This is a genomic window from Haloferax volcanii DS2 (assembly GCF_000025685.1).
Taxonomy (GTDB): domain Archaea; phylum Halobacteriota; class Halobacteria; order Halobacteriales; family Haloferacaceae; genus Haloferax; species Haloferax volcanii.
In genome coordinates this window covers 46802-73648 of sequence record NC_013967.1, presented here as the reverse complement: position 1 = coordinate 73648, position 26847 = coordinate 46802, and the positions used below count along the sequence as shown (strand labels likewise).

24 protein-coding genes are annotated in these 26847 nt (G+C 66.2%); 19 read left to right on the top strand and 5 right to left on the bottom strand.

Annotation, left to right across the window (positions count from 1 at the left end; genetic code table 11):
• Positions 1-368 precede the first annotated feature (368 nt).
• From HVO_RS05045 to HVO_RS05030, 4 genes are all read left to right on the top strand, one after another.
• Entirely contained in the window at positions 369-590 is a 222-nt protein-coding gene (locus HVO_RS05045; RefSeq protein ID WP_004045116.1) for a DUF7557 family protein, read from the top strand.
• A gap of 158 nt (positions 591-748) precedes the next feature.
• A complete protein-coding gene (locus tag HVO_RS05040; RefSeq protein ID WP_004045114.1) occupies positions 749-1066 on the top strand; it encodes a DUF5783 family protein in 318 nt (105 codons plus the stop codon).
• Positions 1067-1110: 44 nt separating this feature from the next.
• On the top strand, positions 1111-1488 hold the full coding sequence (locus tag HVO_RS05035) for a NifU family protein (RefSeq protein WP_004045112.1): 378 nt from the start codon (positions 1111-1113) through the stop codon (positions 1486-1488).
• Positions 1489-1566: 78 nt separating this feature from the next.
• Positions 1567-3114 carry a sulfatase gene (locus tag HVO_RS05030; RefSeq protein WP_004045110.1) on the top strand — a complete coding sequence of 516 codons (1548 nt, stop codon included), beginning with the start codon at positions 1567-1569 and terminating at the stop codon, positions 3112-3114.
• Positions 3115-3145: 31 nt separating this feature from the next.
• Here the strand turns inward: HVO_RS05030 and HVO_RS05025 are convergent, their stop codons facing one another.
• Positions 3146-4042, bottom strand: coding sequence for a ketopantoate reductase family protein (locus tag HVO_RS05025; protein ID WP_004045108.1), 897 nt, complete (start codon positions 4040-4042; stop codon positions 3146-3148).
• Between the two features lie 70 nt (positions 4043-4112).
• Entirely contained in the window at positions 4113-4400 is a 288-nt protein-coding gene (locus HVO_RS05020) for a DUF7130 family rubredoxin-like protein (RefSeq protein ID WP_004065787.1), read from the bottom strand.
• Positions 4401-4576: 176 nt separating this feature from the next.
• Between HVO_RS05020 and HVO_RS05015 the strand changes: the two genes are divergently transcribed.
• Complete coding sequence (locus HVO_RS05015; RefSeq protein ID WP_004045104.1) at positions 4577-5839, top strand: outer membrane protein assembly factor BamB family protein; 1263 nt, start codon at positions 4577-4579, stop codon at positions 5837-5839.
• A gap of 157 nt (positions 5840-5996) precedes the next feature.
• Here HVO_RS05015 and HVO_RS05010 read toward each other — a convergent pair whose 3' ends face one another.
• The 3 genes from HVO_RS05010 to HVO_RS20790 all read right to left on the bottom strand — a co-directional run bounded on the left by HVO_RS05010 (position 5997) and on the right by HVO_RS20790 (position 10279).
• On the bottom strand, positions 5997-9605 hold the full coding sequence (locus HVO_RS05010) for a DNA polymerase II large subunit (protein ID WP_004045095.1): 3609 nt from the start codon (positions 9603-9605) through the stop codon (positions 5997-5999).
• A gap of 2 nt (positions 9606-9607) precedes the next feature.
• Positions 9608-10027 carry a PPC domain-containing DNA-binding protein gene (locus HVO_RS05005; protein ID WP_004045093.1) on the bottom strand — a complete coding sequence of 140 codons (420 nt, stop codon included), beginning with the start codon at positions 10025-10027 and terminating at the stop codon, positions 9608-9610.
• 84 nt (positions 10028-10111) lie between these two features.
• Complete coding sequence (locus HVO_RS20790) at positions 10112-10279, bottom strand: DUF7556 family protein (RefSeq protein ID WP_004045091.1); 168 nt, start codon at positions 10277-10279, stop codon at positions 10112-10114.
• A 235-nt stretch (positions 10280-10514) separates the two neighbouring features.
• On the opposite strand from HVO_RS20790, the gene HVO_RS05000 reads away from it, so the two are divergent.
• The 14 genes from HVO_RS05000 (at position 10515) to argH (ending at position 26843) form a co-directional block, all read left to right on the top strand.
• Positions 10515-12353, top strand: a complete 1839-nt coding sequence (locus HVO_RS05000; protein WP_004045090.1) for an ABC transporter substrate-binding protein — start codon at positions 10515-10517, stop codon at positions 12351-12353.
• 212 nt (positions 12354-12565) lie between these two features.
• Entirely contained in the window at positions 12566-13615 is a 1050-nt protein-coding gene (locus HVO_RS04995) for an ABC transporter permease (protein WP_004045089.1), read from the top strand.
• A 6-nt stretch (positions 13616-13621) separates the two neighbouring features.
• Positions 13622-15061, top strand: a complete 1440-nt coding sequence (locus HVO_RS04990) for an ABC transporter permease (RefSeq protein WP_004045088.1) — start codon at positions 13622-13624, stop codon at positions 15059-15061.
• Positions 15058-16137 carry an ABC transporter ATP-binding protein gene (locus HVO_RS04985; RefSeq protein ID WP_004045086.1) on the top strand — a complete coding sequence of 360 codons (1080 nt, stop codon included), beginning with the start codon at positions 15058-15060 and terminating at the stop codon, positions 16135-16137. Before HVO_RS04990 ends, HVO_RS04985 begins: the two co-directional genes overlap by 4 nt.
• Entirely contained in the window at positions 16134-17468 is a 1335-nt protein-coding gene (locus tag HVO_RS04980) for an ABC transporter ATP-binding protein (protein ID WP_004045083.1), read from the top strand. Before HVO_RS04985 ends, HVO_RS04980 begins: the two co-directional genes overlap by 4 nt.
• Positions 17469-17470: 2 nt before the next feature.
• Complete coding sequence (locus tag HVO_RS04975) at positions 17471-17917, top strand: DUF7555 family protein (RefSeq protein WP_004045081.1); 447 nt, start codon at positions 17471-17473, stop codon at positions 17915-17917.
• A gap of 61 nt (positions 17918-17978) precedes the next feature.
• The gene (locus HVO_RS04970) at positions 17979-18557 is read left to right on the top strand and encodes a DUF7529 family protein (RefSeq protein WP_004045079.1); all 579 of its coding nucleotides are present in this window, start codon (positions 17979-17981) and stop codon (positions 18555-18557) included.
• Positions 18558-18689: 132 nt separating this feature from the next.
• Positions 18690-19544, top strand: coding sequence for a CBS domain-containing protein (locus HVO_RS04965; RefSeq protein ID WP_004045076.1), 855 nt, complete (start codon positions 18690-18692; stop codon positions 19542-19544).
• Positions 19537-21321, top strand: coding sequence for a glycine--tRNA ligase (gene glyS, locus HVO_RS04960; protein ID WP_004045074.1), 1785 nt, complete (start codon positions 19537-19539; stop codon positions 21319-21321). The genes HVO_RS04965 and glyS overlap by 8 nt, the downstream gene beginning before the upstream one ends.
• Positions 21322-21327: 6 nt before the next feature.
• Complete coding sequence (locus HVO_RS04955) at positions 21328-21930, top strand: diacylglycerol/polyprenol kinase family protein (RefSeq protein ID WP_004045069.1); 603 nt, start codon at positions 21328-21330, stop codon at positions 21928-21930.
• Between the two features lie 43 nt (positions 21931-21973).
• A complete protein-coding gene (locus tag HVO_RS04950; RefSeq protein WP_004045067.1) occupies positions 21974-22459 on the top strand; it encodes a cation:proton antiporter regulatory subunit in 486 nt (161 codons plus the stop codon).
• On the top strand, positions 22459-23673 hold the full coding sequence (locus HVO_RS04945; protein WP_004045066.1) for a cation:proton antiporter: 1215 nt from the start codon (positions 22459-22461) through the stop codon (positions 23671-23673). The genes HVO_RS04950 and HVO_RS04945 overlap by 1 nt, the downstream gene beginning before the upstream one ends.
• A 484-nt stretch (positions 23674-24157) precedes the next feature.
• The gene (locus HVO_RS04940) at positions 24158-25375 is read left to right on the top strand and encodes an argininosuccinate synthase (RefSeq protein ID WP_004045062.1); all 1218 of its coding nucleotides are present in this window, start codon (positions 24158-24160) and stop codon (positions 25373-25375) included.
• Between the two features lies 1 nt (position 25376).
• Positions 25377-26843 (top strand): argininosuccinate lyase, encoded by a 1467-nt coding sequence (gene argH, locus HVO_RS04935; protein WP_004045061.1) that lies wholly within the window; start codon positions 25377-25379, stop codon positions 26841-26843.
• Positions 26844-26847 lie beyond the last annotated feature (4 nt).

The following is a 26847-nucleotide window of genomic DNA, read 5'->3' as shown; positions in this document are numbered from 1 at the left end:
CGGAGTCGTGCGGCCCGCAATCGCGACAGACCGAACTGCTCGACGGGTAGAACGTGATAAAGTACTCACTTCTAGAGGAATTGACTCGTGTCTGGGAATATATTTACGCATATATTTAGAGTCCGACAACCTATCGAGTATAAAATCGGTTGTCCTCAAACAACCCATACTGGCTATGACTCCCTCGATTCGGATACGGGAGCAATTCGATATAGCTGAATATGATTTATTATGGCCGAGGTGGGGGAAGAAACGGCCGAGTGTAGACCGCGTTCGCGTTCGCCCTCGGGGTCGAAGCCCGCGAAATCCTCATATCGGATGCTTGTGTATGTCATGGCACCGGCACGCATGCCGGAGTGGGGTGAACGATGGCGACTGCCAACTCGAACGAGGTCGAATACGACTACCCGGTCGGCTACGAACCGGAGGTACAAACAGAGACGGTCGAACTGGACCGTCGAACCGTCGAGCGACTCGACGCGCTGCGCGAGGACGACGAGTCGTACGACGAACTGATAACCGAGCTCGCGTCCATCTTCGCGGCGAGCGAACTCTCCGCCGCGCGCGTGGACAGCCCGCTCATCGAGTGACGCCCCGCGTCGCTCGATTTTCCGTATTTGAGACGCGCTAAGAGAGGAATCGCCGTTCAGAGGACGAACAGCCGATAAATGCTACGTTGCTATACAAAATCCACAATTCCGACGAACTAACCGTCCGATTTTTTGCCGGGAGCGCGAAAGCTCCGAGTATGACCGAGTTCGACCCCGAGAAGTTCGAGGACAAGTACGCCAACTACTTCCCCGAACTCCAGCGCGCGTACAAGAACGCCTTCGAGACGATGAACGACGAGTTCGACTCGTCGCTCATCCACGGGGTCGACCAGCAGATTCTCAACGAGTCCGAGCCGTTCTACGATGACGGCGACTTCTCCGTGCAGCTCCCCGACGACCCCGCGGAGCGGCTGACGGCGGTCGAAATCGACGACGACGAGCTCGACGCCGTCCTCGACCGCTACGTCGACGAGATAGAAAGCGAGCTTCGGCGGGTCTTCGGCGTCGAGGCGTAACCCCGAACCAAAGGCCTAAGCACGTTCACCTCGAAGCCGCGTGCATGAGCACGGAGACGCAGGACGGCGAGGACGACCTCAAAGAGCGTGTCGTGAACTTCCTCCGTCGGAACTTCCCGCAGATCCAGATGCACGGCGGCAGCGCGGCCATCAGAGACCTCGACCGCGAGACCGGCGAGGTCACCGTTCTCCTCGGTGGCGCTTGCTCCGGGTGCGGTATCTCCCCGATGACCATCCAGGCCATCAAGACCCGCATGGTCAAGGAGATTCCCGAGATCAACGAGGTCCACGCCGACACCGGCATGGGCGGCGACGGCGGGATGGGCGGCGACAGCCGCGGCGGCAGTCCGTCGTTCCCCGGCGACACCAGCGACGACACGACCGATATCGAGGACGACCAGGGCCCGCAAGCCCCGTTCTAACTCGGCGGTTCGGACGTTTTCGTCGCGGCGGCGGCCGAGAACAGGAGTTTTATCGGCAACTACTCCCCACCCTCGGGTATGACTGCTGAGTCGCCCGAGAACGTCCTCTTCGTCGTCATGGACACCGTCCGAAAGGACCATCTCACGCCGTACGGCTACGACCGCCCGACGACGCCGGGCCTCGACCGGTTCGCCGACGAGGCGACCGTCTTCGAGCAGGCCGTCGCGCCCGCGCCGTGGACGTTGCCGGTCCACGCCTCGCTTTTCACCGGGATGTACCCCAGCCAGCACGGGGCCAACCAGGAGAACCCCTACCTCGAAGGCGCGACGACGCTCGCCGAGACGCTCTCGGCGGCCGGCTACGACACCGCCTGTTACTCCTCGAACGCGTGGATAACGCCCTATACGCACCTGACCGACGGCTTCGCGGAGCAGGACAACTTCTTCGAGGTCATGCCCGGCGAGTTCCTGTCGGGGCCGCTGGCGAAGGCCTGGAAGACGATGAACGACAGCGACGCGCTGCGGACGCTCGCCGACAAACTCGTCAGCCTCGGCAACACCGCCCACGAGTATCTCGCCGGCGGCGAGGGCGCGGACTCGAAGACGCCCGCGGTCGTCGACCAGACCATCGACTTCATCGACGACTCCGAGGAGTTCTTCGCGTTCGTCAACCTCATGGACGCGCACCTGCCGTACCACCCGCCCGAGGAGTACAAAGAGCGCTTCGCGCCGGGTGTCGATTCGACCGAGGTCTGCCAGAACTCCAAGGAGTACAACGCCGGTGCCTACGAGATTGACGACGACGAGTGGGATGACATCCGCGGGCTCTACGACGCCGAAATCGCCCACATCGACGACCAGCTCACCCGGCTGTTCGACCACCTCAAAGAGACCGACCGCTGGGACGACACGATGGTCGTCGTCTGCGCCGACCACGGCGAACTCCACGGCGAACACGGCCTCTACGGCCACGAGTTCTGCCTGTACGACCCGCTCATCAACGTCCCGCTGATGGTCAAACACCCCGACCTCGACGCGGAGCGACGCGGCGACCAGGTCGAACTGGTCGACCTCTACCACACGGTGCTCGACTCGCTCGGCGTCGAAGGCGGCGAGCCCGCGACCCCCGGCGACGACGCGGTCGGCCTCGACCGCACGCGCTCGCTCCTGTCGGCCGATTACCGGGAGTTCGCGCAGTCGTCGAACGACGACCCCGGTCAGCGCCGCGACGGTCAGTACGCCTTCGTCGAGTACTCCCGTCCCGTGGTCGAACTCAAGCAGCTAGAAGAAAAGGCGTCGAGCGCCGGCATCACCCTACCTGAAGACTCGCGGTTCTACTCCCGGATGCGGGCGGCGCGGCGGACCGACGCCAAGTACGTCCGAATCGACCGCATCCCCGACGAAGCCTACCGCATCGACGACGACCCCGAGGAGACCGAGAACGTCGTCGACGCCGACACGGGCGACGAGGCCATCGCGGAGACCGAGGCCGCCCTCGCGGAGTTCGAAGACGCAATCGGCGGCGCGTGGACCGACGCGCTCGACACCGACGTGTCGGACGACTCGGTCGACCAGATGGACGACGAGGCGCAGGACCGACTCCGCGACCTCGGCTACCTCGAATAGCTCGCACACGGGCGTCTCGGGTCCGACGCGACTACCGAAGCCCTGCTCCCCGCTCCCACGCCCGGAGGAGCGCCGCGAGCGTCCGGTTCGTCGGCACCTCGAAGTCGTGGTCGGCGGCGATATCCACTACCGCACCGTTGATAGCGTCCACCTCGGTCCGCTTTTCGGCCGCCACGTCCTGCAACATCGACGAGCGGTTCGCGGCGGTCTTTTCGACCACGCGGTCGACCGCCTCGCGGGCGACGCGGTTCGGGAGCGACACGCGCTCTAATCGGGCGACGCGGGCCGTTTCGCGGGCCGCTCGGTGTGCGAGTTCGCCGGCGTCGTCGCCCGCGAGCGCGCCGTTTTCGACCCGCGCGAGCGCGGTGACCGCGTTGATGCCGGCGTTGACGGCGAGTTTCTCCCAGCGCCGTCGCGGCATGTCGGTCGCGACGAGCGTGTTGAGCCCCGCATCGCGGAACGCCTTCCCGACGCGCTCCGCGAGGGGGTCGGGCCCGCCGTCGAGCGCGCCCAAGACGATCCGACCGACGCCGGTGCACTCGACGCGGCCCGGCTCGACTAATCGCGCTCCGTAGGTCGCCGTTCCCGCGAGGACCGGCGCGTCGAGGCGAGAGGCGAGCGTCTCCTCGGTGAGTCCGTTCTGGAGCGACAGCACCGCGTCCACGTCGCAGTCAGCGAGCGCGTCGGCAGCGGCCGCGGTGTCGAACGACTTGACCGTGACGAGCGCGAGGTCCGCCGAATGGCCCGTGTCGGTCGTCGTCGCGGCCGGCGAGATGTGCGCCGACCCGGCACCGATGATATCGAGCCCGGCCGCCGACACCCGGGCCGCGTGCGGGTCGCGGGCGACGAGCGTCACGTCGTGGACCGACGCGAGGAGACCGCCGACGAGCGTGCCGAGGCTGCCCGCGCCGAAGACGAGAATACGCATGGCTACCCGTACTCGGCGGGCGACAAAAATAGCGAGTTTCGCGGCGCAGCGGTCGAATCGGGGCGACCCCTCAGTCCTCGGTCCAGTAGTAGAGTTGCTCGCGCTCGGCACCGCAGTTCGGGCAGGCGTCGGGCAGTTCGTCGAGGTCGCCCATTTCGCCGCAGTCGCTACACCGCCACATCAACTCGGCCTCACCGAACTCGTGGCCGGCGCGCTCGTGTTCGACGGACATCCCCGCGAGTCCCTCGCGGGTCGTCACGAAGAAGCCGTCGTCGTCGAAACCGCGGACGCTCCCGAGTTCGGTTCCGTCCGCCGCGTACACCGTCATTCCCACCGTTGGCTGTGTCTCGTCAGCCATACGCGACTAGTCGTCGCGCGAGCGGATAAAAAGGAACGGCCGAATCCGCGTCGAGGTCGAGCGAGCCCAGCAATAGGCCGGCAGTGATGTCCGCATATAAATAATAAATCAAATACCGCGATATAGAATCTCGTGGCTCGACAAAGCACTTGCCGCCACGTCATAGATCCGACAGTATGCCCCGTCTTCGGAGCCGCCGCAGATTCCTCCAACTGCTCGGAAGCGCGTCGTTCGGTGTCGCCGGCTGTCTCGGCCGCGACGGCGGGTCGTCCGGTCCTACGACGACCGAGGCGACGACCACCACCGCCGAACCGTCTACGACTTACGGTCCGACTTCCGGGCCGGACGAACGCGTGACGGCCACGCCGCCGGGCGACCCCGCGCTCTCGCCGTCGGGGGCGTGGCCGCAGTACCGCTTCGACGCGGGAAACACCGGCTACAACCCCGACGTTTCGATTCCGACCGACGCCGAGGAGTACTGGCGGCTAAACGCCGGCGGCTCACCCGTCCTCGACGGCGACCGCCTCTACAACCTCCATGGGCGCGGGCGTGACGAGCGAGCGTTCGTCCGACGCGAGCCCTCGACGATGGGTGAGCGAGCGGTAACCCCGCTTGTCGGCTATGGTGTGAACTCGCCGCCCGTCGTCGCGGGCGACCGAGTCGTCGTCACGACCTTCATCGAGGTGTTCTGTCTCGCCGCCGACCGCGACGAAGTGCTCTGGCGCGGCCCCGAGATGGACGGCATCCACGGCCCGCCCGCGGTGGGCGACGGCGTCGCCGTCGTCTCAGGCGGCGGGTTCGACGGCGTCCCGACCCAGCTTCGGGCGTTCGATCTCGCGGACGGGAGCGAACGCTGGCGCTACGACCTCGAAAGCGACGCGAAGGGCGCGCCCGCCGTCGCCGACGGGGCGGTGTTCGTCGTGACGAGCGACGTCGTCCACGCCGTCGACCTCGCGACCGGCGAGCGGCGCTTCCGCGTCGAGGTGCGAACGAGCGAATGGACGACGCCGGTGGCGACGCCCGAGGCCGCGTATCTGTCCACCCGCGACGGAGAGCTCCTCTCGCTCGCCCCGAGCGACGGCACCGAACGATGGCGGTCGCCGGGAAGCGGCGCGCCGGTCGTCACCGACGACGTGCTCCACGTCGCGGTCGACGGGGAGACCGCGACGCTGTCTCGCGACGACGGGAAAGAAGTGGCGACGCGATTCGTCGGCGCTCCGCACGCGCGCGCACGAGAAGTAGTGTTGGTTTCCGATGAGCAGGGACGACTAGCAGCGTACAACACTGATGAAGAGCGTCAGTTATGGACACACCAGACCCCGGAAGTGCAGGTGTCGGACGTGGTTTCACAGGGCGTCGCCGCCGCAGTCCCCGTCGACGGCGCGGTGTACGTCGTCGCCGCCGACGGCTTCCACGGGTTAGGGGCGGCGCAGGACTGAGACGCCGAGCGGCGGAGTCGCTCGACTCGCAAAACCTGGAGGAAAAACCGACCGCTAAACTACATGAAGTCCGCGATGCCCGACTGCTCGTTCTCCACTTTTTCCGAGTCTCGCTCCGCTCGACTCGCAAAACCTGGAGGAAAAACCGACCGCTAAACTACATGAAGTCCGCGATGCCCGACTGTTTGTTCTTGTCGTTCTCGAAGACCGATTCGAGGCTCTTTTCGAGCACTTCGAGGCGCTGTTTCGTGTAGTCGCGGCAGTCGAACTCCTCTGCCACCTGAATCGCGGTGTCCATGTACTTGTTCACGGAGCCCTGGTGGACCGTGAGGTTCACCCGGCCGCCGCACTCCCGGCAGTCGCCCGAAAGCGGCATCCGGCGGTACTTCTCGCCGCAGTCGAGACACCGCGTCTCCTGTCGGGAGAAGGCGCGGAGGTTGCCGATGAGGTCCGGCAGGAAGTGGTACTCGATGACGCGCTCGGCCACGTCCGTCTCGTCGACCGCCCGGAGCTTCCGCGCGAGGAACAGTTGGGCGTCCATCTTGTCCATCATCGACCCGAGGGTCTTGTACGCAGAGAGGTCCGGGCCGGCGGCGATGTCCGTGGTGTCGTGGGTGTGGTCGAACCCGGTGTACTCGCGGTCGGTTCCGAGGTACTCCTCGGCGATGGTGACCTCGTCTTCCCAGTCGTCGGGGTCTTCCATCCGCAGGGTCGCCTCGTAGAACTCGCGGGGGTACTGCCGCACGATGTCCATGTTGTGCGCCTCGTCGTCGATCTCCGAGGGGTCGATGCGCGAGGACATGACGAGCGGCGCGTCCATCTGCCCGCCGCGCTTGTCGGGGAGATATTTTTTCGAGAAGTTGAGAAGACCGTCCATGAGCAGCATGACGCAGTCTTCGTCTCCGTCGCAATTCCGGCGTTTCGCGGCGTGAAAGTACGGATGCGCGTATCCAACTGCTGCTGTCGTGAATCCGACAACTCTGCCGACGACCGCGGCGGAGGTGTGGGGGGCCATCCCGAAGACGAGTTCGCCGATGAGGTCGTCGCGCTCTTCGATTTCGTAGAACCGGTCGAGGCCGTAGAACTGGTCGAGGAGGTCGTCGACGAAGTCGGCGGTCTGCATCATGTGTTGCGCCGCGCCGTTCGAGAGGACGATGTCCTGGACTTTGAGTTCGACCAGTTGGTCGTCGAACCGGAGGGGTTCGCCGTCGATGTCGGTCTCGTAGCCGAGTTCGCGGAAGTGGTCGGCGGTCACGTCGAGTTCCTCGGGGCGGACCGCGGTGACGGGCAGGTCGGTCATGTCGTAGCGGACGGTGCCGTCTTTGAACGACGACACGTCGTGTTTCGCCCGCAGGACGCCTTTCTCGATGGGTTCGGGCGTCTTGTTCGCGGAGGTGAGACCTTTGACACCCTTGAGAATCTGGAACGACGACTCGCGCTCGCCGACGCGTTCGAGGGCGTCGCGGTACTCGCTGTTCAGGTCGACGTCCTGCCACTCGGCGCTCTCGACGTCCCACTCGCAGCGCTCGCAGTAGACGCGGCCCGACTCGTCGGGTTCGATGACGCTCCCGCAGTCGTCGCACTCGTAGTGGGGTTCGGTGTGACCGCCGCAGTCGGGACATTTCGATTTGAAGCCGAACGCGCCGCAGTCGGGGCACTTGCGCTGACCGAGGCGGACCGAAATCTGGCCGCGCTTGCCGGACTCGCCGCGGTGTCTGGCGGCGTCGCCAACGTCGCGTTGGCTCCCGCCGGCCTCGCCGATGGGAAACAGCGTGTGGACCGCGGGCGAGAGGTCGCGGCGCTCGGATTTCTCCGGGCGACCCATCCGGTTGCCGATGCGGGTGGGCGCGCGCTCGCGGACGTTGAACGGCGCGACCTCGTTGACGGCCTCGACGGCGTTGTCGCCGTCGTCCCACGTGCGGGCGCGTTCGGAGAGGTCATCGAGTTCCCACGTCCGCTCGCGGTCGTCGGTGAGGCCGAGGCTCCGGGCGAGCGGTCGCCAGACGGGGACGCGGAGCGCCTCGTCGGTCTGTCGGTGAGCGACGAGCAGGTGTTCGAGCGCCTCCCGAATCTCGGGCGCGTTGTCGAGGACGAGCGTCCCCTCCAGTCCGTGCTCGGGTTCGTTGTCGTGTTCGAGCGCGGCGGTCGTGCCGCCGTCGGCTTCGGCGGCGACGATTTCACCGGCCGCGACGGCGTCGGCGAGCGCGTCGAACCGCTCGACAGAGATGTCGTGCCAGAGGTAGGTGTAGACGGGATGGAGTGGGGCGTCGAACTCGGTCGCCCACGAGAGGGCCTGTTCGACCGACGGCTCTTCGAGGTCGACGGCGGGGTCGTCGCGGAGCGCCTGCACGTTGGCCTCGGTCGCCTCGAACTCCTGAATCCACCACTCGAAGACGTACGAGGCGGGCGCGAGCGGGTGGTTGTTCTCGACGAACTCCCCGAAGTTGACGAGATACTCGCCGAGGTCGAGAATCTTCTCGACGCCGTTCTGGAGTTCCTTCGCCTCCTCGGGGTCGTCGATGCGGCGCACGTCGCCGTTAGCGAGTCTGACCGTCGGTCCCTCGATGGAATCGACGGGGACGACGCCGCCGGCCTTGCCGGGACGCTCGGTCTTGATTTGGGTGCCGGTGGCGATGAAGTCGTCCACGATGTGCATCGTCGCGGGGTGGACGCCCGCGGTCGCGAAGCCGTGGTTGCGAGCGCGGCCGTAGCGCAGGCGGAAGCCGCCGGGCGCGGAGGGGTGGCCGAACACCGGGCGGCCCGCGATGAGGTCGCGGAGGAACTTGGTCGCGGGTTCGACGCGGGTCGGGCCGTCGGGGGCGTCGCTCTCGGCGTCGTCGGCCTCTGCGTCCGGGTCGGTCTCGGCCTCGGCTTCGTCGCCGTCGTCGCCCGCGTCGTCGGCGTTCGCGGCGTTGTCGTCGTCCTTGCCGATGGTGCCGTCGATGAGGTCTTGGAGCCACGGCCAGTCGACTTCGTCGAGTTGGCGGGTGTAGCGCTGAATCTTCGGGGCCTTGAGCGCGATGCCTTCGGCCATGACGAGACACATGCCGCCGCGGGCGGAGTTGGTGTCGACGCGTTCGAGGTCGCGGTAGCCCGAGACCTCCTCGTCGCCCGTGGCTTCGCCGTCGAGCATGATGGGCATGTTCTCCGCGATGAAGCGCGACTCCTTGTCCTTCGGCGAGTACTGGAGGCCGGTCTCCTTGTCGTAGAGGTTTATCTCCTCGACGTAGCGCTCGACCTCGTCGGTTCGGGCTTTGTACTCGTCGATGTCGAGCAGCGAGCGGGCGTAGTCGGCGACGAGCACGGAGAGCGCCTGTGCGGTGCCGCCCGCCGAGCGAATCGGGCCGGCGTAGTAGACGTTGACGAACTCCGTGCCGTCGTCGTTTTCGAGGATTTCGACGCGGTCGATGCCCTCGATGGGGGCGGCGACGACCCCCTCGGTGAGGAGGGCGACGGCGGTGCGGACCGCGCCCTCGACTTTGCCCTCGCGGGAGTCGTAGTCGCCGACGTTGCCGTCGACGAAGTCGGTCACGAGTTCGAGCGCGGCTTCCTCGCGGGACATCTCGCCTTCGAGTTCGCGGACGCGCTCTGCGACGCCGTCGATGCCGAGGATGTTCTCGACGCGGTCGGCCATGTCCTTGGCGACCGGAATCTCGACTTCGGTCTTCGGGTCGTACCCCGTCGCCTTCGCGGCCTCCGCGAGGTCGAACGCCTCGTCGAGGCGGGCTTCGATGCGACGGAAGTACCGGGTTTCCTCCTCGCGCACGGTTACAGCCAGAGGTCGAGGTCGGTCACCGCGTCGTGGTCGCGTTCGAGCGGTTCCTCGAAGGCGCGGAGGTTTAGTTCGCCGGCGAAGACGGTCGCAGAGTCGAGGTGTCCGGCGAGCGCCTGCCCACTACGCCGAGAAAGGATTGCGTGCGTGTGTGCGAAGGGTTCGCCGTCGAGGAGCGCGACGTTACCCACGCAGGCGGCGACTTCGAGCGGCTCGTCGAACGTCACGGACTGGTACTCCTGGTCCGTCTGGTCGTAAAACCAGAGTTCGGCGTCCTGGACGGCACCCATGGCGTTGAACCACGCGGACTCGATGTCCTTGCGCGCGCAGAACTCCTCGATCTCCTCGCGCCAGTCCGCACCGTGTTCGAGACGGGCGAGGTACTCCTCGCTCACCGTCACCGCTCGAGCGTTCATGCAGCGTACCACGAGCGAGTCGGACTAAAATGTGAATGGTCTGTCCGCCGGGCGTCCAGCGGCGGGCTTACGGGGCCGGTGCGATTACTGCCACTCGTCGAGCGCAAGCGCGTCGGCTACGTCAGCAGCGAGCCACGCGTCGTCGCGGGAGATATCCGCGATAATAAGACGCTGGCCCGTCTGAGAGCGATCCACCGAGGCCATGACCTCGGCGCCCGAGTCGTCGACGGAAGCCGTCGCATCCGGCGTCATGTATGATACATAGTGACACCCCTATATAAGTGGACCGAAACTGCGGGCCGAGAAGTGTCCCGTTGACTGATTCTGTCGCCTCGAAAGCGGGTTTAAAATGTAAAACGAGTTTTGTAGGGATTCTCGTGGCAGTTTTCGCCGCTTGGGTATGGAACTACCTCCCTTCCACGCTACACTATATCAAACAAATCGAATACGGTAAGTTTATCCACGCGCCGGGAAAATTTCGTTCTGAATGCCAGACACTAACAAACTCTCGCGTCGCCGCTTCCTGAAGGCAACGGGTGGGGCTGCCACGGCCGCCGCTCTCGCCGGTTGTACCGGCGGTGACGGTGAAGAGACGACGACGACCGAATCCGGTGGCGACGAGACCACCACCGCGACGACGACCGAAGAGGACACGGGCACGGAGCTGTCCGGTTCGGTGTTCAACCGTATCCTCTCGGGCACCATCACGACGATGGACCCCGTCGCCGCGACCGACACGTCGTCGGGCATCATCATCCAGCAGGTCTTCGACTGCTTGATGTCCTACCAGAACGCCCTCCCGACGGTCGAAAACGAACTCGCCGCGGACTACACGGTCTCCGACGACTTCACGACCTACACGTTCCAGCTCGCCGACGCGACCTACCACAACGGTGAGACGGTCACTGCGTCCGACTTCATCTACGCGTGGGAGCGCCTCGCGGCCTCCTCGAACAGCCGCCGCGCCTACTTCATCCTCGATTCCATCGGCGTGGAACACGAGACGGACGACGAAGGCAACTACGTGCCCGGTTCGCTCGGCGTCGAAGTCGGCGAGACCGAGACCGAACTCGTCGTCAACCTCTCCGAGCCGTTCCACGACACCCTCGAGATGTTCGCCTACACCTCGTTCGCCGCCCTTCCCGAGGGCATCCTCGGCGACATCGAGGGTCACGACGGCGAGATGGAGTACACCGAGTTCGCGTCGAACAACCCCATCGGTGCGGGTCCGTTCGAGTTCGCGTTCTGGGAGCAGGGCACCGCCGCGGCCGTCTCCAAGTACGACGACTACTACGGGCAGGTCGCGCAGGTCGACAACGTCCGCTGGCAGATCATCGAGGACGACACGGCTCGCTACAACTACGCGATGAACGAGAACGCGGACTACTTCGGACTGCCCACCGCGCAGTACGACCCCGGACTGGCTCAGGTGGAGTCAACCGACGAGTACGGTCGCGAAATCGGGACGTACGGTCCCGTCCGTAACGGGAAGACGCTCAACTACGTCGGCGTTCCGACCCTCTCCATCTACTACGTCGGCTTCAACATGAACAAGGTCCCGAAGGCGGTCCGTCAGGCGTTCGCCTACGTCCTGAACCAAGACCAGATGGTCTCGGAAGTGTTCAAGGGCCGCGGCTCCGCGGCGGAGTTCTTTACCCCGCCGACCATCTTCCCCGGCGGTGCGCAGGCCGCGAGCGACCTCGTCAGCTCCGACTACCCGTACAGCGCGGGCGAGACGGACATCGAGGCCGCCCGCCAGGTCATGGAGGAGGCCGGCTACGGTCCGGACAACCAGTTCGAGGTCCAGTGGACCCAGTACAACAACAACGCGTGGGAGGAGATGGCGAGCATCCTCCGCGACCAGCTCGCATCCGCCCACATCAACATGCAGATTCAGAAGGCCGACTTCTCGACGCTTCTCGAACGCGGCCGCAACGGTCAGCTCGAAGCGTACACCCTCGGCTGGATCGCCGACTGGCCGGCACCGGACAACTTCCTGCAGCTCCTGAATCCGCCGCAGACTGATACGTCCGAACAGGGCCCCATCTCGTACGTCAACTGGACGGCCGAAAACGGCGACGCCGCCCAGCAGGCGACCGACGCCTATCAGCAGGTCGTCAACAACCCCGCGCCGACCGACGAGGCCCAGCAGGTCCGCGACGAGGCCTACGTCGACATCGAGATGGCCAACTGGGAAGACGTCGCGATGCTGCCGGTCTACAACCAGAAAGAAGAGATGTTCTGGTACGACACCGTCGACATCGAACCGTTCGGTGGGATGGGTCCGAGCCGCCAGAAGCTCAACACCGTCACCCTCAACCGATAAAACCGAGGAACACGGGAACGCTTTCGCGTCCCGTCTCAATCGAAACGGCCAGATATTTTTGACAAGCGTACAATTAGTGGCCACTATATGAAATAAACTGGCAGCAGAGTTGCTGAAACTGCGATATTTGGACCTCAAAGCGCAAGACATATCCATACCACTCAGTAAAAGCTTACAACAATGTCCGCTCGAACGGTCTGCGAGGTGATGCCATGAGTCGATGGCAGTACTTCCTCCGCAGGGTACTGATGTCGATTCCTGTCGTCATCTTCGGGACGACGATTACGTTTGCCCTCATCCGCCTGGGGCCACTCGACCCCGTTTCGGCGATTCTGGGGACGCAATACAACCCACAGGCGGCAGAACAGATTCGGACGAACCTCGGGTTGAACCAGCCGCTCTGGAGTCAGTACCTCGACTTCATGTATCGGTTGTTCACCTTCCAACTCGGCCAGTCGTGGGTCATCGCACCCGGGACGACCGCGTACGAGCTCATCGAAATCTACGCGCCCCGGACGATTTGGCTCGGCTTCTGGTCGGTCGTCATCGCGCTGTTCGTCGGGATTCCGCTCGGTTTCTACGCCGGGCTGAACCCGAACACGCCCTCCGACTACGCCGCCTCCTTCGGCGGAATCGTCTGGCGCGCGATGCCGAACTTCTGGCTGGCCATCATGCTCGTCACGGCCCTCTCGCAGCTCGGGACGTGGACCAACGGCCTGTTCGCGTGGCAGACGTGGATCGTCAGGACGAACGTCGTGACGCCGCCCGCGCTCGACTTCTTCCAGTCGCCGGTCGAACAGTTCCTCGAAGACCCCGGCGGGTGGACCGAGTCGTTCGTCCGGGCGACGAAGCAGATCGCCCCGGCCGCGCTGGTCCTCGGGTCGGCGTCGATGGGGAACGAGATGCGCATCGGCCGCACCGCCGTCCTCGAGACCATCAACTCGAACTACGTCGAGACCGCCCGCGCGAAGGGCGTCTCCGGGCGCTCGCTCGTCTGGAAGCACATCTTCCGGAACGCGCTCATCCCGCTCGTGCCCATCATCACGGGCGAGGCGTTCCTGCTTCTCGGCGGGTCCGTGTTCGTCGAGACGGTCTTCGCCATTAACGGCCTCGGCTGGCTGTTCTTCAACGCAGCCATCAACGGGGACCTGCCGCTCATCGGGACGCTGATGTTTATCTTCATCCTCATCCTGGTCGGCACGAACATCCTACAGGACTTCCTGTACACGATTATCGACCCGCGCGTCGGGTACGACGGGTGAACCACAGTGAGCACGACAACCGAAACCGAAATACCGCTCCGACAACGAGTCGCTGAGAACCCCCAGCCCGCGCTGATTTGGGCCGCCGTCGGTGCAGTCCTCATCGGCGCCGAGCTGGGCGCTATCCTCCAAGTCGTCGGCGCCGTCGCCGGCGTGGTCGTCAACCTCCTTCCCGGTGACCCGGGCGCGTCCGCCGTCCAGTCGCTGCAGGCGGCGTTCGACGCGATTCCGACGCTCGTCTCCCGCGACGTGATTCCGAACCAGGGCTACTGGGACGGCACGAGCTACGAGAACACGTTCCTCGGGCTCTCGCCCGCGGTCGCGTGGGCCATCCGCGTCGCGGTCGTCTACGCGTACGCCTTCGCGGTGCTGGCGTGGGCGTGGAACGGCTATAAGCGGTTCCGCCGCCACTACCGCCGCGTCGACTGGACGCCGCGGGACGACGTGGTCAACCGCTTCCGGGGTCACTCCTGGGGCAAGTTCGGGCTCATTATCGTCATCACGTTTGTGGTCATGGCGGTATTCGCGCCCGCGCTCGGTCCGACCACGATGGAGCGGAACATCCTCCAGCCGTACGACTACGAGGTCAGCTACTGGAGCGAAGACACCCAGAGCGTCGAGACCGTCCTCGTCGGCGAGGCCAACCTCGGCTCCGGGTCGCAGGGAGCGGGTGACGAGAACGTCGCGCCGCTGACGTACGACGACTTCGGTAGATTCCATCCGTTCGGCACGGCGACAAACGGGAAGGACTTGTTCACACAGGTGGTGTTCGGGGCCAGGATATCCCTGACCATCGCCGTCGTCGCCATGGGTATCGCCGGCCTCATCGGACTCGGCTTGGCCATGATAACGGCGTACTACAAGGGGCTGGCAGACTTGGCAACGGTGTTAGTCTCCGACTCGATACAGGCGTTGCCGGTCATCATGGTCCTCATCTTGATGCTCGTCATCTTCCAGAACACCTGGGTGAGGGAGTTGTACGACGGCGCGGTGCTCATCATCCTCATCTTCAGTATCGTCTACTGGCCGTTCATCTGGCGGTCGATACGTGGGCCAGCACTCCAGGTCTCCGAGCAGGACTGGATTGACGCCGCGAAGTCGTTCGGTCAGTCGCCGTCGCAGGTCATGCGCAAGCACATGGCCCCCTACGTGTTCAGCTACATGCTCATCTACGCCTCGCTCAGTCTCGGTGGTATCATCATCAGCGTCGCCGGGCTCTCCTACCTCGGGCTCGGTATCACCGCGCCGACCCCCGAGTGGGGCCGGCTCATCGCGAACGGACAGCAGTACGTCGCGAGCCCCTCGTGGCACATCTCGCTGCTTCCCGGCCTCCTCATCACGCTCGTCGTGACCGGCCTGAACGCCTTCGGCGACGGCATCCGCGACGCCATTGACCCGCAGGCGGACACCGGTGACGAGGCCGCGGCCACCGGAGGTGGCGCATGAGCACCGAACAGGCGCGCTCGGCCCGCACCGAGGGTGAGCCGCTGCTCTCCGTCGAGAACCTCCGAACGTCGTTCTACACCGACAAGGAGGTCATCCGCGCGGTCGACGGCATCTCGTTCGACATCTTCCGCGGCGAGACCGTGGGTATCGTCGGCGAGTCCGGGTCGGGCAAGTCTGTCACGGCCCGCTCCATCATGCGGCTGGTCGAAAAGCCCGGCCGCATCGAGAACGGCCGCATCATGTACGACGGCGAGGACCTCCTCGACAAGTCGGCAAAGCAGATGCGCTCCATCCGCGGCGGCAGCATCGCGATGGTGTTCCAGGACCCGCTGACGAGTCTGAACCCCGTCTACACCGTCGGCAACCAGATTAAGGAGGCGCTTCGCCTCCACCGCGGACTGAGCGGGTCGAAGGCGACGAAAGAGGCCATCGAACTGCTCGAAGCGGTCGGGATTCCGGACGCGCACCGCCGCGTTCGCGAGTACCCCCACCAGTTCTCCGGCGGGATGCGCCAGCGCGCCGTCATCGCGATGGCGCTCGCGTGCGACCCCGAACTGCTCATCTGCGACGAGCCGACGACGGCGCTCGACGTGACCATCCAGGCGCAGATTCTGGAACTCCTCGAAGAGCTCCAAGAGGAACGCGACCTCGGCATCATGTTCATCACCCACGACATGGGCGTCATCGCCGAAATAGCGGACCGCGTCAACGTGATGTACGCGGGCGAAATCGTCGAGAGCGCACCCGTCGTCGAACTGTTCGAGTCGCCGAAACACCCCTACACGCAGGGGCTTCTCAACTCCATTCCCGGACAGGGGCTCGACGAAGACGAACGCCTCGCGACCATCGAGGGCGACGTGCCGACACCGAACGAGGACCCGACGTACTGTCGGTTCGCCCCCCGGTGCCCGAAGGCGTTCACCGAGTGCGACACGGTCCACCCAGAGCCCGTCGAAGTCGGGGACGGCACGGGCCGACACCGCGCGTCGTGCCTGCTGTACCCCGACGACCTTCCCACGGAGGAGGCGGTCGCCGTCCACCGCGAGGGCGGACAGCGCGGAGGTGACACGCGATGAGTACGACATCCACTGAAGAAGAGCGAAGCACCGAGGCGCGCGGAGACACCATCCTCGAAGTCAACGATCTCAAAACCTACTACGAGGACGGCGGCTTCCTCGGCAGCAACCCCGTGAAAGCGGTCGACGGCGTCTCGTTCGACATCCAGCGCGGCGAGACGCTCGGACTCGTCGGTGAGTCCGGCTGCGGGAAGTCCACGCTCGGGCGCACGTTGATGCGCCTCGAAGAGGCCACCGCGGGCGAGGTCAAACTCAACGGCACGGACATCACCACGCTGTCCGGCTCGGACCTCAAGCAGTTCCGCAAGGACGTACAGATGGTGTTCCAGGACCCCGATTCGAGCCTCAACGAGCGGATGACCGTGGGCGAAATCGTCCGCGAGCCGCTCGACGTGCACGACTGGAAGACGCCGTCGGAGCGCCGCGAGCGCGTCCGCGAACTGCTCGAAACCGTCGGCCTGCAGGAACAACACTACTACCGCTACCCGCACCAGTTCTCCGGCGGCCAGCGCCAGCGCATCGGCATCGCCCGCGCACTCGCGCTCGAACCGGAGTTCATCATCCTCGACGAGCCGGTGTCGGCGCTCGACGTGTCCGTGCAGGCGAAGATTCTCAACCTGCTCGAAGACCTGCAAAACGAGTTCGGGCTGACGTACCTGTTTATCGCCCACGACCTCGCGGTCGTCCGCCACATCTGCGACCGCGTCGCCGTGATGTACCTCGGCAACATGATGGAAATCGGACCGGCGGACGAGATGTTCGACCAACCGGCGAACCCGTACACGCACGCGCTGTTGTCGTCGATTCCGGAGCCGGATCCGACTATCGAGCGCGACCGCATCACCCTCCGCGGGACGCCGCCGAGCCCGCGCGACCCGCCGGCGGGCTGTCCGTTCTCGACGCGCTGTCCGGTGAAGATTCGCCCGGAGGCGTACAGAGACATGGACCCAGAGCTCTGGGAGCGCATCGAGGTCTTCCGCGAAGTTCTGCGGGAGCGCTCGCGCGCCGACCCCTCGTTGAGCGACCGCGTCCGGAAACTGCTCGGCCGCGAGAGCCACCGCGCCGGGATGGACGAAATCATCCCCGAACTGTTCGGCGACTTCGACGCGCCCTCGGACGTGATGAACCACATCCACGAGGCCGCCGACTACGCCGAAAACGACGACGAGGACGCCGCACGGACCTACCTCCACGAGGAGTTCGGCAGCGTCTGTGACCACGAGCGACCCGAACAGCTCGCGGTCGGCAACCGGGGGCGACTGAGCCTCTGTCACCGCCACGAGGCCGAGTACGAGGAGCCGGCGACCGTCTTCGAGACGCTCGTCCAATAGCCATGGAGTTCGACCCACGCCGATTCGGCGTCAAGGCCATCGACGCCGTGGTCTACGCCGTCTCCCTCACCGGCGTGGTGTTCGTCGTGACCGCCGTCGTGAGCACGCTCGCCGGCAACGGACTGCCCGGCGCGAAGTGGCTCATGTTCTTTCTCGGGTTCGCCATGTTCGGCTACGCGTCGCTCAAAGTCCGCCCGAAGGCGGCGTGGAAACACGGGGACGGAAACGACGGTGACGGCGGCAGCGACGGCGGCCTGTTCTCGGGGAGCGACGAACCGGTCGGCGTCGAAAAGCTCGTCGGGGACGCGCTCGACGCGATACTCCCGCCGCGACTGCGACCGGCGAACAGCGACGAGCGGCCGTCGAGCGGGGTGAAGCTCCTCCTCGCGTCGGTCTGTATCCTCGCGACTTCGTACGCGATGGAAGTCGTCTTCGAACTCAACTACTGACCGGCACGGGACCACCCGTGACCTTCGATGCCTTTTACCATATACGTCGTCCAGAACGGGTATGGCCGAGCTCGGAGACGACGAGACGCCCGAGGCCGAACGGATCGCGAGCGATGCGGACCGTCGCCGCGAGGCGTGGGGCGCGACGCTCGACGACATGACAGCGATGGCCGACGAGTTCGAGGACGAGGGGTGGGAGACGGTCCGAATCCCGGCGGGTGACAGCGGCCCGTTCGGCCCCTCCAGCGGCAAAGGCGGCGAGGGGGCGTTCGGCTTCGCGTACGTCATCCCCGGCGACAAGGCCGAGACCGTCGCCGACCTGTTCGAAGCGACCTCGTTCCCCGAGTACGAGGTGTACCGCGCGGAGAACGACGGCCGCGTCTACATCGTGACGGCGCTGTTCTCGCCGGAGACCGAGACCGCGGTCTTCATCGCGGGCGCGTGGGACCTCCGCGAGGCGCTCGAGTGTGCGACCGTCGCCGTCGAGGAGGGGCGGATGTACTCCTACCTCCAGAAGCTCGACGGCACCGTCGTCGGCGTCGTCGAACACGACGACCCCGAGAAGTTCTTCCCCAACCTCGACGCGATTCGGCGGTACGCGCCGAACAGCGACGGCGAGGGCGAAGGCGACGAGAACTGAGCCGAGGACCGTTCCGCTTCTGCGCCGCGTGCGCATCGTCTGTCCTCCGACCCTCGCGAGCGGCGGCGGACGCCTGTCAGCGAGGCGAAAGCGTTCGCAGAGTACATTAGGCGGGGGGAAGAAAGCGGGTGTATGAAAGTAGCCGACGCGATGACCCGCGGTGAGGAGGTCGTGACGGTGTCCCTGCCGGGCACGCGCGACGACGTGCTGGAATACCTCCAAGAGCGTGGGTTCTCTTCTGTTCCTGTGGTGAAAGAGACCGACGAGGGGACGAAGTACCGAGGGCTCATCTCTCGGGAGGACCTCATCGAACACCCCGACGAAGACCAGCTGGCGGTGCTCGTCCGCGAGGTGCCGACCGCGAGCGCCGACGACGACCTCGAAGCGGTGGCCGCGACGATGGTCTCGGAGGGCGCGCGCCGAATCCCCGTCGTCGACGGCGACGCAATCGAGGGCATCCTCACCGTTACCGACGTGGTCCGGGCCATCGCCCGCGGCGACATCGACGGCGAGACCGAGGTCGGTGACGTCGCCGCCCGCGACGTGAACACCACGTACGTCGACGTGCCGCTCCACATCGTCGAGCGCGAGATATTCTACGCGAACGTGCCCTACGCGGTCGTCCTCGACGACGAGGCCTCGCTGGCCGGCATCGTGACCGAAGTCGACATCATCGAGGTCGCCCGCGTCGTCGAAGGCGAGGCCGGCACCGGCGACTCGGTCGCCAATCAGGACGACGAGTGGATGTGGGAGGGCATCAAGGCGGTCGGCAATCGCTACATCCCGACCCGAAACGTCGAAATTCCGGCCGAACCGGTGTCGAAGTTCATGACCGACGACCTCGTGAGCGTCGCCACGCGCGCCACCGCCAAGGACGCCGCCCAGACGATGATTCGCGAGGACATCGAGCAGATTCCGCTCGTCTCCGGCGACGAACTCATCGGCGTCGTCCGCGACATCAACCTGCTGGAGGCGCTGTATGAGTGAGGGCGACGAGTCCGCCGCGCTCACCGAACTCGCCAAGCGCCGGGGCTTCTTCTTCGGCTCTTCGGAGGCCTACGGCGGCGTCGGCGGGTTCTACACCTACGGCCCCCAGGGCGCGGCCCTGAAGTCCAACGTCGAGGAGGCGTGGCGCGAGCGCTTCGCCGTCCAGGAGGGCAACCTCGAAATCGAAGCGCCGACCATCATGCCCGAGCCCGTCTTCGAGGCGTCGGGCCACCTCGACGGCTTCGACGACATGCTCGTCGAGTGCGCCGAATGCGGCGAGTCCCACCGTGCGGACCACCTCATCGAGGACAACTCCGAACTGGAGGACGCCGAGACGCTATCCCCTGAGGCGGCGGCCGAGAAAATCGCCGACCTCGGCCTCGTCTGTCCGACCTGCGGCGCGGACCTCGCCGGCCAGTCGGTCGAGGACTTCAACCTCATGTTCGAGACGAACATCGGCCCCGGCTCGTCGACGCCGGGCTACCTCCGCCCCGAGACGGCGCAGGGCATCTTCGTGGAGTTCCCGCGCATCAAGGAGTACGCGCGCAACAGCCTCCCGTTCGGCGTGACGCAGGTCGGCCGCGCCTACCGCAACGAGATTTCGCCGCGGAAGAGCATCGTCCGCACCCGCGAGTTCACGCAGGCCGAACTGGAACACTTCATCGACCCCGAGCGCGACGAGGCCGACCTTTCGGCGGTCGAGGACGTGGAGGTGCTTCTGTACCCCGCGACCGAGCAGGAGGCCGACGACGGCGACTACGTCGAGACGACCATCGGCGAGGCCGTCGATGACGGCATTATCGGCAACGCGTGGCTCGGCTACTTCCTCGGCATCGCCCAAGAGTGGTACGAGACGGTCGGCGTCGACATGGACCGCTTCCGCTTCCGCCAGCACCTCGCGGGCGAGCGCGCCCACTACTCCTCGGACTGCTGGGACGCCGAAAGCGAGGTCGACGGCGACTGGATAGAGATTGCGGGCTTCTCCTACCGGAGCGACTACGACCTCTCGAAGCACGGCGAGTACGGCGACGACGACTTCACCGTCTTCCAGCAGTACGACGAGCCGAAGACGGTCGAGCGCGCCGTCGTCGACCCCGACATGGCAACGCTCGGTCCCGAGTTCGGCGCGCAGGCCGCCGACGTGGCCGAGGCGCTGGAGACGCTCGCCGAGCGCGACCCCGACGCCTTCGACGCCGACGAGGTCACCCTCGACGTCGACGGCGAGGAAATCACCGTCGACACCGACGTGGCCAACTTCGCGGTCGAGACGCAGACCGAAGCGGGCGAGCACATCACGCCGCACGTGGTCGAGCCGTCGTTCGGTATCGACCGCACGGTGTACACGCTTCTCGCGCACGCGTACGAGACCGACGAGGTCGACGGCGAGGCGCGGAGCTACCTCTCGCTTTCGCCGTCGGTCGCGCCGACGAACGTCGGCGTCTTCCCGCTCGTGAGCAACGTCGACGGGCTGGTCGACCTCGCGGACGACGTGGCCGAAGAGCTCCGCGCGGCCGGCTTCGCGGTCGTCTACGACGACTCCGGCAGCATCGGTCGGCGCTACCGCCGACAGGACGAGGTGGGCACGCCGTTCTGCATCACCATCGACCGCGACGGGCTGGAAGGCGACGGCGCGGATACCGTCACTATCCGCGAGCGCGACAGCGGCAAGCAGGTCCGGCTGCCCGTCGACGACCTCGTCGGAACGCTCGTCGGCCTGCGCGCCGGCACCGCCTCGTTCGACGACGTGCTCGACGACAACGAGGTCGTCGAGGCGTAACCCGCCGTGGGGCGACCGAGCACCGCCGAGGTGAAACGGCGACTGGTCCACGCGAGCGGTTCGGGGATGCCGCTTTTGTACCTCCTCGGGCTGGTCGAGTGGCGTACCCTCGGGTATCTGTTCGTCTTCCTCGCGGCGGTCGTCAGCGTCCTCGAACTGCTCCGGCTGTTCGGCGGTCTCGAATGGGCGGTCTACGACGAACTCACCCGCGAGTACGAACAGGACAACGTCGCCGGCTACGCGCTGTACGTTTACAGCCAGACGGCCGTCGCGCTGGTGTTCGGCCCCCACATCGCGGTTCCGGGGATGCTCATGCTCACCATCGGTGACCCGATAAGCGGCCTGATGGGCTCCGCACCGGTGGGTGAGTTGAAGTCGGCGCGGACGCTCGCGGCGATGTTCGCGGTCTGTTTCGCCCTCGCCGCGCCGTTCGTGATTCCCGTCTCGGGGGGCGTCGCGGGCGGCCTCGCCGCGGCCGCCGGCGCTGCCGGGGCGACGCTGGCCGACGGCGCGAAGCCGGTCGTCGCCGGCTACGTCATCGACGACAACCTCTCGATTCCGCCGGTCGCCTGCACCGCCATCGCGGCGACGCTCTGGCTGCTCACCTGAGCGGAAGGCGGCTTTATTTTGCCCGCTCGCCAATCGTCGAGCCATGACTGTCTACGAGCGCGACCTTCCGGGCGTCGGGAAGAAACACGAGGTGGACCTCGGCGACGGGTCCCGGCTCGTCATCGTGACGCACAACAGCGGCAAGCGGGAGGTGTTCCGGCGCGCGAGCGCCGACGGCGACTCCGAGAAGCTGTTCGAACTCACCGACAAACTCGCCCGACAGGTGGGGACGCTCCTCGAAGGCGCGTACTTCCAGCCGGTCCAGACGGAGACCATCGAGACGCTTCTGGGCGACAACACGCTCATCGAGTGGGTCGAAGTCGGCGCGAACTCCGACATCGCGGGCAAGACGCTCGGCGAGTCCGACCTCCGGCAGGCGACCGGCGCGTCCGTCATCGCCATCGAGCGGGGCGACGAGGTCGTCACCTCGCCCGGCGGCGACGCCATGGTCGAAGCCGGCGACACGCTCGTCGTCATCGGTCCCAAGACGGCCTGCCGCGACTTCGTCGCGCTCGTCAAAGGGGCCTGATGGCGGCGGCGCTACTCGAATTCGGCTACCTGTTCGCCGTCCTCGCGGTCGTCGGAGCGGTCGCGCTCCGCCTCGGTCTGTCGGTGATTCCCCTCTACGTCGTCGGCGGCGTCGTCGCCGGGCCGTACGTCGCCGGGCGGTTCGGCCTCCCGTACGTCCCGAACGGCGAGGTCGTGACGGTTCTGGCGGAACTCGGTATCGTCCTCCTGCTGTTTTTCCTCGGCCTTGAGTTCAGCCTCGACCGGCTCCGGTCGTCGGGGGCGAAAATCGGCCGCGCGGGCGTCATCGACCTCGCGGTGAACCTCCCCATCGGCGTCGCCATCGGTCTCGTCCTCGGCTGGTCGCCGGTCGAGGCGCTCCTGCTCGGCGGCATCGTCTACATCTCGTCGTCGGCCATCGTGACGAAGACGCTCATCGACCTCGGGTGGATTGCCGACCCCGAGTCGGAGCCGATTTTGGGCACGCTCGTCTTCGAGGACCTCGCCATCGCGGTCTACCTCGCGGTCGTCACCTCGCTCGTGCTCGGCGGCGACGGCGGCGTCGCGGCCATCGGGCGGTCGCTCGCCATCGCCTTCGGCTTCCTCGGCCTGCTGTTCGTGGCCGTCCAGTACGGGACGGCGCTTTTCGCCCGCGTCCTCGACGTGGAGAACCAGGAGGCGTTCGTCCTGCGGGCGCTCGCGGTCGTCGTCCCCATCTCGGGCGCGGCGCTCGCGCTCGGGGTGAGCGAGGCCGTCGCGGCGTTCTTCGTCGGCATGGGCTTTTCGACGAGCGGCCACCGGGAACGACTCGAACACCTGCTCGTCTCCGTGCGCGACGTGTTCGCCGCGGTGTTCTTCTTCTGGATTGGGCTCGGCACCGACCCGACGCTGTTGGCGGCGGCGGCCGTCCCGCTCGCCATCGCGGTCGTCCTCTCGACGCCGTCGAAGGTTCTCTCGGGCTATCTCGGCGGTCGGGCGTACGACCTCTCGGCGCACCGGTCGCTCCGGGTCGGCGTCGGGATGGTCCCCCGCGGTGAGTTCTCGCTCGTCATCGCGGCGCTGGCCGCCGCGGGCACGACGCCGGTGATGCGCGACATCATCCCGGCGTTCGCCGTCGGCTACGTGTTCGTCATGAGCGCCCTCGGCACGGTGTTGATGCAGCGATCCGACCTCGTGGAGCGACTCGTGTTCCGCGGCGGCGCGGCAGACGGAGACGCCTCGACCGAGAGCGCCTGATTCGTCCCGGCGCGGCGTTTTCGACCCGTCGACGCCGACCGATCCGAACGGCCACAGAACACTTACCGGAGGAGCCGTCACGTTGCGGGTGCTATGACCCTTATCGAGTGGCTCATCATCGCAGTCGTCGTGGTCGCGGTTATCGCGCTCGTCCTCGCGCTCGTCGACAACGAACTGCTGGTCGAACTCGCCGGGGAGTTGCTCGACTGAGGAAACGTTTGCGTCGCCGGAAGCGTTTAATAGGGAAGCCGTCGTAGCGTCTCACAACCATGGCGACTCGCAGCACTTGCGCCACTTTTGCCCCGCTGCGAGCCGCGGCTGTCCGACCCCGACGACGGGCCCTTTAGGGCCACAATCATCATCTCCTTCGGGACACGTCGAAATCGCTCATCTCCTGTTTTCGTGCCCATAGGCGTCTCTACCTTTTAATTTCATAAACTGAATGCAAAGAATTTATCTGTGTGTCCCCGCCACAGACGAGTACATGAAGAAAGTCGCACTCGCGTTCTCGGGCGGACTCGACACGACAGTCTGCGTCCCGATTCTCGAAGAGGAGTACGGATACGACGAAGTCGTCGGCGTCACGGTCGACGTCGGCCAGCCCGAAGAGGAGTTCGAGGAGGCCTACGAGACGGCCGAGGCCCTCGGACTGGAACACTACGTAGTCGACGCGAAACAGGAGTTCGCACAGCTCTGTCTCGACTCGGTGTGCGCCAACGCGGACTATCAGGGCTACCCGCTCGGCACCGCGCTCGCGCGCCCGGTCATCGCCAAGGCCATCCTCGAACTCGCAGAGGAGCAGGACTGCGACGGCATCGCCCACGGCTGTACGGGCAAGGGTAACGACCAACTCCGCTTCGAGGCGGTCTGGCGCGCCTCCGACCTCGAAGTCATCGCGCCCGTCCGCGAGATGGGCATGACCCGCGAGTGGGAAATCGAGTACGCCGCCGAGAAAGACCTCCCGGTGCAGGGCGGCAACGAGGGCGTCTGGTCCATCGACACGAACCTCTGGAGCCGTTCCATCGAGGGCGGCAACCTCGAAGACCCCGGCTACGTCCCGCCGGAGGACATCTACGAGTGGACCGACCAGCCGTCCGACGAGACGGAACTCATCGAAATCGCGTTCGAAGACGGCTACCCGGTCGCCGTCGACGACGAGGAGTTCGAACCCCTCGAACTCATCTCGTTCCTCAACGAGAAGGCCGGCAAGCACGGCGTCGGCCGCACCGACATGATGGAAGACCGCATGCTCGGCCTCAAGGTGCGCGAGAACTACGAGCACCCGGCCGCGACGACACTCCTGAACGCCCACGAGGCGCTCGAAGGGCTCGTCCTCACGAAGGAGGAACGCGACTTCAAGGCCACCGTGGACAACGAGTGGTCCCAGAAGGCCTACGAGGGCCTCATCGACGCCCCGCTCGTGGGCGCGCTGAACGCCTTCCTCGAGAAGACCCAAGAGCGCGTCACGGGCACCGTGACCATCAAGTTCGAGGGCGGACAGGCCCGCCCGGTCGGCCGCGAGTCCGAGTACGCCGCCTACTCCGAGTCCGCCGCCTCCTTCAACACGGAGACGGTCGACGGCATCGAACAGGCCGACGCGACGGGCGTCGCCAAGTACCACGGCTTCCAGGCGCGCCTCGCCAACCAGAGCGCGAAAAAGCGGAAGCCCGAACTCGCCGCAGACGGCGGTAGCGACGAGTAAGATGGCAGGCGAGGACGGCGACTCCGAGGGCGTCATCCGCCGGAACCGCTTCAGCGGCGGCCCCGCCCGCGGGTTCATGTCGAGCCTCGCGGCCGACGAACGCATCTTCGAGGCCGACCTCGCCGTCGACCGGGCGCACGTCGTGATGCTCGCGTCGCAGGACATCATCGAGTCCGAGGTCGCGAGCGAGATTCTCGCCGCGCTGGACGAGGTCGAGGCCGCGGGCCACGACGCGCTTTCGGGCGGCGAAGACGTCCACGAGGCCATCGAGGCCGCGGTCATCGACATCGTCGGCCCCGACGGCGGGAAGATGCACACCGCCCGCTCGCGCAACGACGAGGTGGCGACCTGCATCCGCTACCGTCTGCGCGAGGACGTGCTTTCGGCCCTCGACGCCGCGCTCGCTCTGCGCGAGTCGTTACTCGAGACGGCCGCGGCACACACCGAGACGGTGATGCCCGGCTACACGCACCTCCAGCCCGCGCAACCGACGACGGTCGCGCACTTCCTTCTCTCGTACGAACGGGCGGTCGCCCGCGACTGCGCCCGCCTCATGTGCGCGTACGAGCGCATCAACCAGTCGCCGCTCGGGTCGGCGGCGTTCGCGGGCACGCCCTTCGACGTGAACCGCGAACTCGCCGCCGACCTGCTCGGCTTCGACCGCGTGATGGAAAACTCGATGGACGCCTCCGCGACCCGCGACTTCCTCGCGGAGACGTTGTCGGCGCTCACGACCCACGCGGTCACGCTCTCCGGCCTCGCCGCGGACCTCGTGATATTCTCGAACAAGGGGCTCGTCGAGCTGTCGGACGACTACTCGTCGACCTCCTCCATCATGCCGCAGAAGAAGAACCCCGATACGATGGAGCTCGTCCGCGCCGTCGCGGGCGACGCGGTCGGAGAACTCACCGGCCTCCTGACGACGCTGAAGGGGCTGCCGCGCGCGTACAACCGCGACCTCCAGCGCGCCCACAAACACGCGTTCCGCACCGTCGACGACGTGGGCGAGGCGGCCGCGGTCGCCGCCGGCGCGGTGGCGTCGGCGACGTGGCCCGAAGACGAACTCGCCGCGGCCGCGGGCGACGGCTTTTCGACCGCGACCGGCGTGGCGGACCTGCTGGCGATGGCCGGCCTGCCGTTCCGCACGGCCCACGAGGTCGTCGCGGAGGCGGCCGCCCGCTCCGAGGGAACGCCCGACGTGGCAACACTTGACGCCGTCGCTACGGACGTATTAGGTGAGTCACTCTTTACGCACGTGACAGCCGAGGCCGTCGAAGCCGCGCTCGACCCGACCGAGAGCGTGGCGAGTCGCGATTCGGTCGGCGGGCCCGCACCCGCCGCCGTGGAGGCGACGCTCTCGACGGCCCGCGACGAGCTCTCGGACGACGCCGCGGCCGTCGCCGACGCCCGCGACTCGCTCGCGGCGGCCGCCGAAGGTCTCGACGAGGAGGTTTCGAGCTATGTCTGAGTCC